At 46.6% G+C, this 12,142-nt stretch carries 17 protein-coding genes; 4 read left to right on the forward strand and 13 right to left on the reverse strand.

Features of this window, described 5'->3' with window-relative positions:
* Nucleotides 1-11: 11 nt before the first annotated feature.
* Complete coding sequence (locus SB752_RS19715; protein ID WP_410717273.1) at nt 12-461, forward strand: MarR family winged helix-turn-helix transcriptional regulator; 450 nt, start codon at nt 12-14, stop codon at nt 459-461.
* A complete protein-coding gene (locus SB752_RS19720; RefSeq protein WP_410717274.1) occupies nt 458-2,113 on the forward strand; it encodes an MDR family MFS transporter in 1,656 nt (551 codons plus the stop codon). Before SB752_RS19715 ends, SB752_RS19720 begins: the two co-directional genes overlap by 4 nt.
* Nucleotides 2,114-2,200: 87 nt before the next feature.
* On the opposite strand, the gene SB752_RS19725 is transcribed toward SB752_RS19720, so the two are convergent.
* The 4 genes from SB752_RS19725 to SB752_RS19740 all read right to left on the reverse strand — a co-directional run bounded on the left by SB752_RS19725 (nt 2,201) and on the right by SB752_RS19740 (nt 5,495).
* Nucleotides 2,201-2,311 (reverse strand): hypothetical protein, encoded by a 111-nt coding sequence (locus SB752_RS19725; RefSeq protein ID WP_410717360.1) that lies wholly within the window; start codon nt 2,309-2,311, stop codon nt 2,201-2,203.
* On the reverse strand, nt 2,269-2,859 hold the full coding sequence (locus SB752_RS19730) for a carboxymuconolactone decarboxylase family protein (protein WP_410717275.1): 591 nt from the start codon (nt 2,857-2,859) through the stop codon (nt 2,269-2,271). The genes SB752_RS19725 and SB752_RS19730 overlap by 43 nt, the downstream gene beginning before the upstream one ends.
* A 157-nt stretch (nt 2,860-3,016) precedes the next feature.
* Nucleotides 3,017-4,288, reverse strand: a complete 1,272-nt coding sequence (locus SB752_RS19735) for an amidohydrolase (protein ID WP_410717276.1) — start codon at nt 4,286-4,288, stop codon at nt 3,017-3,019.
* A 16-nt stretch (nt 4,289-4,304) separates the two neighbouring features.
* Nucleotides 4,305-5,495: a MalY/PatB family protein gene (locus SB752_RS19740; RefSeq protein WP_410717277.1), complete on the reverse strand. Its 1,191-nt coding sequence runs from the start codon at nt 5,493-5,495 to the stop codon at nt 4,305-4,307.
* Between the two features lie 255 nt (nt 5,496-5,750).
* On the opposite strand from SB752_RS19740, the gene SB752_RS19745 reads away from it, so the two are divergent.
* Nucleotides 5,751-6,209: a MarR family winged helix-turn-helix transcriptional regulator gene (locus SB752_RS19745; protein ID WP_410717278.1), complete on the forward strand. Its 459-nt coding sequence runs from the start codon at nt 5,751-5,753 to the stop codon at nt 6,207-6,209.
* 120 nt (nt 6,210-6,329) lie between these two features.
* Here the strand turns inward: SB752_RS19745 and SB752_RS19750 are convergent, their stop codons facing one another.
* The 4 genes from SB752_RS19750 to SB752_RS19765 form a co-directional block, all read right to left on the reverse strand.
* Complete coding sequence (locus tag SB752_RS19750) at nt 6,330-7,187, reverse strand: DUF2785 domain-containing protein (protein ID WP_410717279.1); 858 nt, start codon at nt 7,185-7,187, stop codon at nt 6,330-6,332.
* Nucleotides 7,184-7,477 carry a hypothetical protein gene (locus SB752_RS19755; protein ID WP_410717280.1) on the reverse strand — a complete coding sequence of 98 codons (294 nt, stop codon included), beginning with the start codon at nt 7,475-7,477 and terminating at the stop codon, nt 7,184-7,186. The genes SB752_RS19750 and SB752_RS19755 overlap by 4 nt, the downstream gene beginning before the upstream one ends.
* Nucleotides 7,455-7,742, reverse strand: coding sequence for an alpha/beta fold hydrolase (locus tag SB752_RS19760; RefSeq protein ID WP_410717281.1), 288 nt, complete (start codon nt 7,740-7,742; stop codon nt 7,455-7,457). The genes SB752_RS19755 and SB752_RS19760 overlap by 23 nt, the downstream gene beginning before the upstream one ends.
* Before the next feature lie 94 nt (nt 7,743-7,836).
* Nucleotides 7,837-8,760 (reverse strand): helix-turn-helix transcriptional regulator, encoded by a 924-nt coding sequence (locus SB752_RS19765; protein ID WP_410717282.1) that lies wholly within the window; start codon nt 8,758-8,760, stop codon nt 7,837-7,839.
* A 170-nt stretch (nt 8,761-8,930) separates the two neighbouring features.
* Here SB752_RS19765 and SB752_RS19770 point away from each other — a divergent pair, with 170 nt between their 5' ends.
* Entirely contained in the window at nt 8,931-9,245 is a 315-nt protein-coding gene (locus tag SB752_RS19770) for a metal-sulfur cluster assembly factor (protein WP_410717283.1), read from the forward strand.
* Here SB752_RS19770 and SB752_RS19775 read toward each other — a convergent pair whose 3' ends face one another.
* From SB752_RS19775 to SB752_RS19795, 5 genes are all read right to left on the reverse strand, one after another.
* Nucleotides 9,246-9,770: a DinB family protein gene (locus SB752_RS19775; protein ID WP_410717284.1), complete on the reverse strand. Its 525-nt coding sequence runs from the start codon at nt 9,768-9,770 to the stop codon at nt 9,246-9,248.
* Nucleotides 9,771-9,942: 172 nt separating this feature from the next.
* Nucleotides 9,943-10,701: an SDR family NAD(P)-dependent oxidoreductase gene (locus SB752_RS19780; RefSeq protein ID WP_410717285.1), complete on the reverse strand. Its 759-nt coding sequence runs from the start codon at nt 10,699-10,701 to the stop codon at nt 9,943-9,945.
* 390 nt (nt 10,702-11,091) lie between these two features.
* A complete protein-coding gene (locus SB752_RS19785) occupies nt 11,092-11,241 on the reverse strand; it encodes a hypothetical protein (protein WP_410717286.1) in 150 nt (49 codons plus the stop codon).
* A 72-nt stretch (nt 11,242-11,313) separates the two neighbouring features.
* Nucleotides 11,314-11,781, reverse strand: a complete 468-nt coding sequence (locus tag SB752_RS19790) for a GNAT family N-acetyltransferase (protein WP_410717287.1) — start codon at nt 11,779-11,781, stop codon at nt 11,314-11,316.
* 41 nt (nt 11,782-11,822) lie between these two features.
* Complete coding sequence (locus SB752_RS19795) at nt 11,823-12,125, reverse strand: hypothetical protein (protein WP_410717288.1); 303 nt, start codon at nt 12,123-12,125, stop codon at nt 11,823-11,825.
* Nucleotides 12,126-12,142: the final 17 nt, after the last annotated feature.

Raw genomic sequence — 12,142 nt, forward strand, 5'->3', positions numbered from 1 at the left:
GGTACGACACGATGCCCAATAAACAAGGCCTTACCGAGCTTGAAGAGTTGTACATTCAAGTACAGAGAAAAGTTTCAACGCAGTGGCACAAACACTTGGACTCACTCGTTTCAGGGTCCCAAGCCTTGATCTTGCGTATCCTCGATCGAAACGGACCACAAAAGGTATCGACCATAGCGGAGCGATTGGATATTACACCAGGAGCAGTTACCAGTCTCTCCGATAAATTGATTGCTTGTGGCTACGCAAACCGAAATCGTGATACGGCTGATCGCAGAGTCGTGCATGTGGAAATCACGGATCAAGGAAGAGAAATTTTAGAGAAATATCGAGAGGTGCTCAAAAGCACCGTGGAAAGTATTTTCGTCGGCTTGTCTGACGACGATATCGCGCATTTGACTCGCATTTATCAGCAGGTGCTTGCGAATATCGAACAACCAAGAGAGGAGAACATATCATGACGAACCTAACAGAAAAGCGGAAAATTACAATCATGATCGCGATTATTACTGCGATGTTCTTCTCCGCGATCAACCAGACCATCATCGGGGTCGCAATGCCTCGCATTATCGCAAAATTAGGAGGCATGGATTATTATTCATGGGCGATTACGATTTACTTGCTGACCTCCACCGTCGCCTCGGTGCTCGTCGGTAAGCTCTCCGATATATATGGAAGAAAGCCTTTTATCCTTGCAGGTATCGGACTGTTTAGTATTGGCGCCTTGCTATCAGGCTTCTCGGGCGATATTTTTCAGTTGATTACATTTCGCGCCATCCAAGGTGCCGGTGCTGGTATCATCATGTCCACAGCCTTTACCGCCATGGGCGATTTGTATGAGCCTCGCGAACGCGCCAAATGGACTGGTGTCATGAGTGCCGTCTTTGGCGTATCCAGTGTGGCAGGACCTCTCCTTGGTGGATACATCGTCGATCATCTGGATTGGCACTGGGTGTTCTGGATCTTCTTGCCGATCGGCGTAGTGGCGTTCCTGTTGATTTTGTTCAATTTCCCACAGGTTGAAAAACGAAAAGGAGAAAGCGTCGACTACTGGGGTTCTATCTTTTTGACAACAACGATTGTACCGATGCTGCTCGCTTTCTCGTGGGCAGGAGAAGGTGCAAACAAATACGCATGGGGCTCTTGGCAAATTCTCAGTCTGCTTGCCATCACCGCTATTTCCCTGTTCATCTTTATCTGGGTAGAGACCAAAGTAAAAACGCCAATGCTTCCGCTTGGCTTGTTTAAAAACAGTATCTTTACCGTATCCAATCTGATCGGTTTCTTCCTCAATGCAGGAATGATGGGCGCGATCATCTACGTCCCGTTCTTTGTTCAGGGGGTAAAAGGAATTTCTCCTACGATGGCTGGCTATGTTACGATGCCGATGTCGATTGCGATGCTGGTCACATCAGCTCTGTCCGGGCAAATCATTACCAAAACGGGTAAGTATAAAAAAATGGCGATCAGTGGTCTTTTGGTGATGACACTCGGAATGGTTCTGATGTATTTCATGGTTCCAACTACACCCATTTACTTGCTCGTGCTGTACATGATTATTCTCGGTCTCGGAATGGGTATCGCGATGCCGGTCTTCTCCTTGACCGTGCAAAATGCGGTTGCCCCTCAGCAATTAGGTGTGGCTACGGCAACCTCCCAGCTTTTCCGTAATCTCGGGGGAACAATCGGGATTGCGGTCATGGGCAGTGTCATGAGCGCAGGAATCGCTTCGAAAATGTCCAATCTGTCGGGTGCCATGGGGCAAGGTGCTTCGTCAGCACAAACCGATCCAGCCCTGGCTGAAAAGCTGGCTCTGTTCGCCAATCCGCAAAACCTGCTGGATCAGCCAAAAATCGAGGCGGTACTGAATAGCTTGCCACCAGAATCACAAGCCTTGTTTACGCATATGCTTGATCTGATTCGTGAAGCGATGAGCTATGCCATCACGACTACGTTTTTGACAGGTGCCATCGTCGCAGGCTTTGCTGTTGTGCTTGCTTTGTTCCTCAAAGAAATTCCGCTTCGTTCGGGAAGTGGAAAAGCGGGGAAGAATAACGAGGCAAAAGTAGAACCACATAAGGATGCGTCAGGTACTGAAGGAGCAAGAGCATAACGAATAGAAACAGGAGAAAGAGGGCTACTTTTACGCAGCCCTCTTTTTCTTGCATGCAGCTCTAAAAATGATCTCGTGTGTCTTTTCCTATGAATCATACGCATTCAGTGCATTTACACTATGGGCCAGAGCAGAGCCTGCCTTTAACGCAGTCGCTACAAAAATCGCTTCTGCCAGCTCCTCCAGGCTCGTGCCCAGTTGCTTCGCCTTCTTGGTGTGCACACCTCAATACAATAGGCGCAGCCTGTGACGTGAGCGACAGCTACCGCAATCAGCTCCTTGTCTTTTCTGTTGATGAAGCCTGCTTTCAACGCCTCCCGGTCAAATGCGTTGAAGGCTTGGAAGGTGTCTGGACTCACTTCCTGAAATTCCTTGAATCGAGCCAGATTCGAGCGTTTATACAGCTCCTCATCATCCGTTTTGTCATACGCATTGAGTCCATTCAGCCCATGCGCCAGAGCAGACCCAGCTTTTAGAGCAGTAGCTACCATGACCGCTTCCATAACTTCTTCCTTTGTGGCTTCCAATCTTTTTGCATTCGACACGTGGGCCTCGATGCAATAAGGACAACCAGTGACATGAGCAACGGCGACCGCGATCAGCTCTTTCGTTTTCTTTGGGATAACTCCCTCTGCGAGAGCCAGCTTATCAAATGCCAGAAAGGCTTTGAAGGTATCAGGAGCTAGCTTCCCCAGCTCCGGTAATCTGCGAATAAACGACTTTTGGTACAAACTATCATTTGCCATACGATGTTTCCTCCTATCTTGATTACGATACTTTTTCTACAGGATTGATTATAACCGTGGATGTAGCAGATTCGTTTGCGTGTCATATAATCTCTCCTCTTTCTTTTCGGATCATGATTATACACAGAACATTCTGTCTATTATTGTTGCATAGGGCTTAATAGCCCATTGCTTGAAATAAATCCTTCACACTCCTTTGCTCTGGTGTAAATGCTACCTCCAGCTCGCTACCAAGAAAATCAAGGGTATATTGAACAGTTGCAGCTACACCCAGCTTCAGCACATCTTCATCGATATCAAAATGGGCGTTATGATGCTCGGCTCCTGTCCCCTTCTCCTCGTTTTCAATCCCTACGAAGGCAAACACGCCCGGGAAATATTTTTGGTAAAAGGCAAACGATTCTGACGCCATCCAGGCTGGATACGTATACAGAGCATGCGACCCGATTGCTTTGGTAACAGCATGTTGGGCGATCGCCGCACAATCTGCCGGGTTGTAGACAAGTAAATCAACTGCCTTTGGATCATGCAGGAATTGGTAGGAGCAGCGGTGCAGCTCACACGTTTTTTCTAATAGGCGTCTCAGCTCCTGCTCAGCAAGCACACCTTGGTCATAATGCAAATAACGAACGGTTCCACTGAACTGTAGGGTATCGGGGATCACGTTCCAAGCTGACCCTGAGCTAATACTGCCAATGGAGTATGTAGTCGTCTTGAACGGGTCGAGAGACGTTAACCGCATCGCTTTTAGATGGGTGTAAAAGTCGGTAAAGCAATCCAGCGGCGAAACAGCCAAATCCGGTCTGGAGCCATGTCCGCTTTTTCCTGTGATTTGCGCCTTAAATCCAAAAGCGCTCGACATCCTCGGCCCTGCATCTACCGATATCTTTCCGGCTGGAACATCTGATTTGAGATGGATGCCCCAGACGCCGTCCGCGCCGATTTCAACCAGTCTATTGACCAAGGCAAAGATTCCTTTTCCAATCTCTTCGCCTTGCTCAAAAACGAGGATGACTTTTCCTTTTATTTTGTCTTTGTTTTCGGACAATATTTTTGCTGCCCCGAGCAGCATGGCTGTGTGACCGTCATGACCGCATGTATGAGCTGCGTCATCATTTAGGGAGACTACCGTTTTCTTTCCTTTCAGGTTCGTTTCTGCTTCTTGCATGGGCAGCGCATCGAGGTCCGCTCGCAGGATTAACGATTTGCCCTCCTGCTCACCGCAGATCGTCCCGATGATGCCTCCGTTTGGAACGATTTCATACGTGATTCCCAGCTTCTCCAATTCATCTGTAACGACTTTCATGGTGCGCACTTCCTGCATACCGATTTCAGGGTGCAAATGAAGATCTCGCCGGATCTCTATGACGTATTCCTCTACTTCCTTCGCAGCCCCAAATGCATTTAGCGCAGATCCTGTTGTGGTCATTCGCTACACTCCTTTGTTACGGGATTTGAAACTCTCTCGCTATTCTTTCTAGCGCTTCTTTAATGAGCGGTCTTGGAGAGGGAACACAAATCCGCTGAAATGGCAGCCCTTCTTGCCCAAACATGCTTCCGTCTTCCAGTATGACGTTTGCTTTGTGGTAAATCCGCTCATGAACCTCTCCGGGTGATAACCCATATCCGCTAAAGTCCATCCACATCACATACGTTCCTTCTGGAATTCTCACTTTTACTTGTGGCATGTTCTCAGCCAAAAATGCTTGGACATAGTCCATCGTTTCGTCGATATATGCTTTTACCTGCTCCAGCCACTCCTCCCCCTCATTATACACGGCGATCAAAGCTGCGATGGTAAATGGTGATGGCAAGCTCATACCCTGCTCCTGCTTGAATCGGCTTCTGAGCTCGGTATTGGGTATGATAACATTCGTACAGTGCAGCCCTGCGGTATTAAAGGTTTTGTTGATTGCCGTGCAGGTGATGATTTGCTCTGAGTGATTTGGAGCGGCTTTGGCAATGGGAATAAAGAGCTGGTCCCGCCTGATCAAGTCGCCATGAATTTCATCAGCAATCATCAACACGTCGTTTCTTGTACAAATGTCGGCTAGCGTTTGCAGCTCTTCTCTCGTGAAAATTCGTCCGGTAGGATTGTGTGGATGACAGAGAATAAACATTTTGGTGCTGCCTTCTTTTGCTTTCGCCTCGAAATCCTCGAAGTCGATAGAATAATGCCCTTCTTCATCACAGATAAGTGGATTGTTGACGACTCGTCTGCCGTTCCCTTCAATTGCAGAAGTAAAAGGTGGATATACGGGCCGCTGAATGATGATTCCATCACCTGGCTCTGTAAAAGCTTTTACCGCGACATGCAAGGCATGGACGGTGCCCGGGCTGTAAACGATTTCTTCCTTTTTGATCTCCCAGCCATGTCTTTTTTTGAACCAATGGCAAATAGCTGCATAGTACTCATCCGGTATGACTGAATAGCCGTAGATGCGATGATCGACCGTTTTGTGCAAGGCGTCTATCAATGGCTGCGGTACCGGTAAATCCATATCTGCCGTAAAAAGGGGAATCGTCTCTTCATCGTACCTATTGGTGAAGCCCAGCTCCTTTATGAGTGACTCGCCATCCCATTTTAACGAATACGTGTTTCTCCGATTTACTACCTCGTCGAAGTTGTACTTCACGAAAAGTCTCTTCCTTTCTGACGGTTGTAGTTGGAAAACCGTTTTGTTAACGCTTACAAAGTAAGAATTTGAAATCAGTTTAGCACCTAAACTATTGGTAGTCAAATGATTTTTGAATTTTTTAAAAACTTGTTTCTGATCCTAAAAATGAGCCAAAGAATGGCACTGACAGGTTATGGTATACTATTTGTAGCTACTATTCGGAATGATATTGGTGCCACATATACGCGAGGAAAATGGCTAAAAGGAGAAAAAATGACAAGAGAAGAAGTTTTTTTTGAGTTGATGGAAACGATTTATGAGCTGTCGCGGAAAACGAGCTCGTATGAGAGCGTACCGAGAAAATACGGTACGGAGGACGAGCTATATATGGTGGAGGCACATACGATTAATCTAATCGGCAATCTGGTGCAAACCAACACGTCAGAACTTTCCAAACTTACCAACAAGACAAAGGGTGCCATCTCGCAAATGGTAGACAAGCTCATCAAGAAGGAGCTGGTCGTGAAATACAAGAACCCTGACGATAACCGTGAAGTCATTATTGAGCTGACTGAAAAAGGAAGGACCGTCTATGAGTTTCACAAGGAACTGGATAAAGTAGAATACGCGAGGTTTTTAAACCAGCTGGATGAGTTTACGACAGAGGATTTTCAGAGATACATTGAAATATCTTCGATCATTATTCGGGGGATACGCGCGGGAAATGTATGAGGGCGGATTGAGGTAGAAGAAGCAAAGAACCGGAGAAAATGCCCCAAGCCTCCTCCATCTGGAGGTTTGAGCTTTCCATTTTTTCCGGTTTCCTCTCACCATTCTTTTATGAGACTACGATCAAGACTGGTCTCTCACAAAGCGGTTTACTTTTCGTTCGGCTGCAAGTATCACTTCGGCAAGACCGCTCTCGTTCTCGTGGAAATCCTCTCTCTGTCTAAAATAGAGGCTGCGTAAAAAGCTTTTGGTGTTCACTACTGCGATTACTTTACTGCGGCTTCTCGGCCAGTCGTTGCACCCGGCAAGACCACTTATCCAATTAGCTATTTCCGCTTTTGGGAGCAGATTGTTTGTCATCATGGTAGATACGATGGTTGCGATCCTCTCATCCTCTTCGTCACTAAAAATATGCTTCCCGTTATGCAGCATGCCACTAATCGCAGAAAGAACCTCTAGCTGCAGTGCTTCGTCACTCTCCGGACACTGCACCAGCTCATCCAATGCATCTGCTCCGTGAGCGGCACTATGCGCCCACCCGCCTTCGGTCAAATAGCCTCGCAAGTCTTTTTCTTCCTTGTAGTAACGAAGCAGGGACTCTTTCACATGCAGGAAATCAGCCTGCTCCAAAAAAGGCCGCTCACAATGTCTCCCCAAAATCAATGCGACAGGTAAAACGGAAAACGTCCGAGTAAATACAGATGGCTCACCGTCACTGCCAATATTATAGAACAAATGCTGCTCATCGATTAAAGTCGCTAAAAGACTGAGCAGCTCTTCATCTGTAAACTTGTTTTCTATTGTGATCCAATGGTGAAATGTCGGATAGATCAGATTATCCCTAAGCTCTGGCTGTGGATCACCGATGTATTCCAGCATGAGTGCGACAAAATCTTGTAGCTGCTCTCCTGCACGAAGCTGGTAATTCTCCGCTTCAATTCGTTCCAGGTCCTGCATGAATTTTGTTCGAATATCGTTCATTTTGCTATCCCCTTTATCATCATTTCGATCTCCTCTATCACAATTTCCGGCTCATCATGGTGAATATAATGCCTGCTGTGCCGGGCAATTTTAAAACTGCTTGCAGTTGAGAGCCGTTGCATTTTGGCTTGCAGGTCTTGCTCAATTTGGAGTATTTCTTGCTGAGGCCAGCCATCCAGCTCGTGATCTGGTAGCCCTCTTATAAGGATCGATAGTGGAATATTTGCTAGCTGTGAATGCTCTGCGATTTGCTTATAGCTTTGGAGCTTATCGATTTTCTCGCGGTTCAACAGGAATCATCCGCAGCAGCTCGGCAAGCTCCTGCACGAGATCATGACATGTCCGAGGACTAGAGACGGCATCACTTCTTCCCACACCTGCCCTATCGTAAGAAAAGGTAGTGGTTATATCCGCGACCCGATTCTGCACCTCATTCCACGTCTCGCAGTGAACTCCCATTCCCGCAAGCAAGAGAACACTTGGAGTTCCTTTACGCGAGTATTTCGTAAACAATTTGCAGCCATCACAGGTGTAAAAGACCTCTTCAAAGCCCATCCTGCCCTCTTTTCTTGCCCTTTCGAAAGCATCACTTTTTGGGTACCTCATACATATACCCCCACTATAAAGCAAAATGACTGACATCAGTATGTCAGCCATTGTAGGAATCCATGAGTTCTTTCACATATTTTCTTAGTTCCTCTCGCAAAAAAAGAGGCTCAATCACTTCGCACTCCTTGCCAAAGCTTAAAATATATTTGAGCAAGCCTTCCTCATATGGAAACTGGGCCACCACGATATAGTGGTTGTCTTCTGTTTTTCTGATGGCTTCTTTGGAAAAATACTCCGTGAGCTGCGCACCGATTCGATTGGAGAACCTTAATGTGACCTCGATGCCTCGCTTACTGTAGCTTTCCTCGATAATCTTTTCGATTTCTTCCCAAGACGTCTTTCTGTCGTGGAAGCTTGTGCCCACCCTTAGATTCCTGATTCGAACGAGCTTGAATCTTCGGTAGTCATTTCTTTTTCGGCAAAAGCCCACCAAATACCACTGACCGGAAACAAAAGCGATTTGCACCGGCTCCACTTCTCTTTCGGAATACTCCATATCCCTGTTTATATAATCAAAGACGAGCAGCTTGCTCTCTTCAATGGCCTGATTCATCAGAAACAAGTATTCCTTCAATTCTTTTTCCATGCTGAAATGGGACATCTGGATGCTCCACTTATCACTGTCCCTTTTCTCTTTCTTATACGTATTCTCGAGCTTTAATACGATATCATTGAACTTCTCGTTTTTTCCGAAAAGCAAGTCGAGATTATTCAATACCGCCATGAACGTATGGGCTTCCGTCCTATTTAAAAAAAGATTGTCTACTTGATAATTTTCCATCAGGTAGTATCCCCCGCCTTTGCCACCTATCGAGGCTATCGGAATACCTGCTTCCCCGATTTTTTCGATATCTCTATAAATGGTTCGCAAGGATACTTCAAAATGCTCCGCCAGCTCTTTGCCCGTAACCATCTCTCTTTTGGACAGGATCAGCAGCAGGGAGAGTAATCGATCTACTCGCATCTTTTTGTATGACGTTGGTTTTTCGCAACGTCTCCTCCTCAACATTGCTAACAGCTTTCTTCGATTAAAACACAAAAAACGATACGAGCATAGGCACCTGATTCTACATAAACGCCCGCAAAATGGGTTATCGTAACCGATAGTGATTATTGGGAAAGAGGTGTTCGTGCTTGAATACAACAGATGCGATCTGGTCCGCTTTGGAGGAAGTTCTCGATCCGGAGGTAGGCGTGAATATTGTGGATCTGGGGCTTGTGTATGAAGTGAAAGTGGATGAACAGGGGCATGCAAACATTGAGATGACGCTGACGATTCCTCAGTGTCCATTGGCAGATGAAATTGTTAGCAATGTAAAAGAAGCAGCAGCGGCCATTTCCGGGGTCAAGGATGTAAACGTCTCGCTCGTTTGGGAGCCAAAATGGAGTCCCGCCCGAATGAATGACCGCGCCAGAGAAGAGATCCGAGCACGTCAACGCATGCTCTGATTACTTTTTCAGTATTCCTAAATATTCTTCCCACGGTCCCACATCTGTTTGATAGCGCTTAGCCATGACACGTACGATTTGCGCGATATGCGTCAAGTCATGTACAGCCCACGTGGAGATCAATTCTCTTACTTTCACGGAGCCAAAGGCAGGGTGGGTCCCGGTCAATTCGAGGTGCTGACAAGGATCAATCAGCTTCTTCAGCTTGGCGATATTTTCTGTTCGAACCATTTTAAATTCGAGCAGCTTTTGTTCGAGGGTTTTATCTGTTTTTTCATTCAGATGCGAGAAGCGGTCAAATGGAGGAAATGGTTTGCTTTCTCCATCCTGCAAAATCATCTCCAGTCTCGGTATCCAGTTGGTTCTCTCGCTCTCAATCAGGTGCTCAATCACTTCTGTGGCATTCCATGTTCCTACGCCCTCGTTGCATTGCACCCACCCTGCTGAAAGGCCGGATAAAAAAAGCTCCAATGACTGAGGGGTACGCTCAAGTATCTCGATGACTTCCTGTAAGCTAAAATTCATACAGCTGCTCCTTTCTGTACTGATTACAGATAGCTGGATTAAAAAGTCAGTAGTGTATTCCATGCAGGCTTGTTCATTTCCTTCCCTTCTCCTGCATCGAAGTGTGCTTATCTTTGGCTGATTACAAAAGAGGCTGACCAATCAATATGATTGAATCAGCCTCTTTGTGATGTTAGACGGTCAAGCTTCCATCTACACTGACCACTGCCCCAGCCATAAAGCTCGCTTTATCAGAAGCCAAAAACAGGACAACTTCAGCGATTTCATCCGGTTGACCGTGACGGCCCATCCGCATTGGCGAAATTTCTTCTGGAACATAGCCACCGCTTGCGAACGCATCCGCTACTGTTTTAAAGATGGCGGTCTCGATACCACCTGGGCATACCGCATTGATCCGAATTCCCTTTTTCGCGTATTCAATCGCTGCCCCTTTTGTCAAACCAATGACGGCATGCTTGCTTGCAGAATATACAGCGATGCTGTGCTCAGGCCGGATTCCAGCAGATGATGCTGTATTGATGATTGCCCCTTTTCCTTGCTTTTCCATGATCGGCAGAGCGTATTTCATTCCGAGAAAAACACTTTTCACATTCACTGACATAATCCGCTCGTACTCGTCGATATTGACACTCGTGAACGGAGCGAACATTTGGATGACTCCGGCATTGTTAAACAGAACATCAATGCGTCCATACGCTTCGACTGCCATTTTCACGTAATTTTCTACTTCCTCTTCTTTGGAAACGTCGGCTTTTACAAAGATTCCCTCACCGCCATTGTTTTGCACGAGCGCCAGTGTCTCTTCTCCTAAAGCCTGATTGAAATCGACCAGGACAACCTGATACCCGTTTGCAGCCATCTTCATGCTTGTCGCTCTCCCAATTCCGCTTGCTGCTCCCGTAATGATCGCTACTTGTTTTGTATTAGACATCATCATTTCTCTCCTTTTTCATCCAAATTTTTGTAGCTGCTCTCGTTTTCTGGCCTCCATGTAGTCTTCGTAATTGCCTTCATAGACCATGGCGCAGTCCGAATGAAGCTCTACGATAACGTGCTTTCTCGTCTCCACTGAGCGAAGCGATCTTTTTGAATACGTCTTCTTTGGAGAACAGAAAATTTCCGAGCACTCTCCGAATTTTCGACTCTTCTACCTGAGGAATTTGACTCCACACCTCGTTCAGGATTGTTGCATGGGGCTGAGAGAAGCTTGCTCTTGGTCGTTGAGAACGCAAAAAAGACGCCTAATAATACCGGCGTCTGTTGTGTTTCCATTCGTTTTCACTACAAGGCAATCATGGTAGTGTCATAGTTGCATCTTTTACTAAAAGTAGGCTAAAAGTACCGGCACCTGTTTTCGATATGAAGTTTGCTTGCCTAAAAAAGGGCAGACTGGTCCCGTTGCAAGCAAATCTCCGAGCATAATGGGTGCTTTTACCAATTTCGGCGCATCCGCGAAAACAGTGTACATCATCACTTTAGCCTCCTTTCCCAAAATGAAAGTAATACTTAATCCCCTTAACAATAGGGGATCGTCCAGCAAAAATCAAGCTGTTTTGCATGGAAGTCGGAGTACTACTTCCTCCCCATGCCATTCCCCTGTCTCTTCAAAGCCGAGATTTCGGTACAGCTTGTAAGCAGAATGGTTGTCTGGATAAACCGTTAGACGTATTTCCTGGCACCTAGAGAAACGGTTGGTGATGTAGGCGATCATCTGTTGCAATGCCGCCTTCCCATAGCCTTTCCCTTGGTACCTGGTATCGATCAAGAATCCGTTTATCCAGTACATATCGGTTGTTACTTCTACAAAGGCATGCATCATGAAGCCGACCATCGCTTCTTCGTGGTAGATGGCAAAGGGCAGGTATTCTACGCTGTCGCCATCGGGCTTGATGTGCACTTTTGCCAGGGAAATGGCCACGGTTGGCACAAATCCGGCTTGCTCCTGGTTTACTTTTAGTTCAAGAGCTTCTAGCCAGTTGTCTCGTGTGACGGGAGATAATGAGATCGTCATTTGTCTGGATTCCTCTCTTCTCAAGCGAGTTAACCGGGGGACTATTCCCGATCCGGTATCACGAACGATACGGTCGTCCCTTCCCCCAGCTGAGCAGACCGTGCTTGACTGCATTTTCGACGAGCGGCTGAATCGTCAGCGGTGGAATACGCAAATTGATTTTCGGGATCAACGTCCCACTCGACGGCTAAGCGGTCCGGGAAACGTTCGGTATCCCATCCTCGCAAGTCAATAACCCCTTGTGACACAAATGGATGCTCCGGTGTCGCATGAACCGAATACCACATCCATCTAATCGCCAGGAGAAACGCAAGAAACAGGATGACCATTCCTATGTGCTTCAAAATAGATCTAAATGCTG

This window comes from Brevibacillus sp. SIMBA_040, assembly GCF_046535075.1.
Taxonomy (GTDB): Bacteria; Bacillota; Bacilli; order Brevibacillales; family Brevibacillaceae; genus Brevibacillus.

Excerpts from the sequence above, each read along its gene's own strand:
- SB752_RS19715 (WP_410717273.1), top strand. The coding sequence starts at position 12 with ATGCCCAATAAACAAGGCCTTACCGAGCTTGAAGAGTTGTACATTCAA.
- SB752_RS19720 (WP_410717274.1), top strand. The coding sequence starts at position 458 with ATGACGAACCTAACAGAAAAGCGGAAAATTACAATCATGATCGCGATT.
- SB752_RS19730 (WP_410717275.1), bottom strand. The coding sequence starts at position 2,859 with ATGGCAAATGATAGTTTGTACCAAAAGTCGTTTATTCGCAGATTACCG.
- SB752_RS19735 (WP_410717276.1), bottom strand. The coding sequence starts at position 4,288 with ATGACCACAACAGGATCTGCGCTAAATGCATTTGGGGCTGCGAAGGAA.
- SB752_RS19745 (WP_410717278.1), top strand. The coding sequence starts at position 5,751 with ATGACAAGAGAAGAAGTTTTTTTTGAGTTGATGGAAACGATTTATGAG.
- SB752_RS19750 (WP_410717279.1), bottom strand. The coding sequence starts at position 7,187 with ATGAACGATATTCGAACAAAATTCATGCAGGACCTGGAACGAATTGAA.
- SB752_RS19760 (WP_410717281.1), bottom strand. The coding sequence starts at position 7,742 with ATGGGCTTTGAAGAGGTCTTTTACACCTGTGATGGCTGCAAATTGTTT.
- SB752_RS19765 (WP_410717282.1), bottom strand. The coding sequence starts at position 8,760 with ATGCGAGTAGATCGATTACTCTCCCTGCTGCTGATCCTGTCCAAAAGA.
- SB752_RS19775 (WP_410717284.1), bottom strand. The coding sequence starts at position 9,770 with ATGAATTTTAGCTTACAGGAAGTCATCGAGATACTTGAGCGTACCCCT.
- SB752_RS19780 (WP_410717285.1), bottom strand. The coding sequence starts at position 10,701 with ATGTCTAATACAAAACAAGTAGCGATCATTACGGGAGCAGCAAGCGGA.
- SB752_RS19785 (WP_410717286.1), bottom strand. The coding sequence starts at position 11,241 with ATGATGTACACTGTTTTCGCGGATGCGCCGAAATTGGTAAAAGCACCC.
- SB752_RS19790 (WP_410717287.1), bottom strand. The coding sequence starts at position 11,781 with ATGACGATCTCATTATCTCCCGTCACACGAGACAACTGGCTAGAAGCT.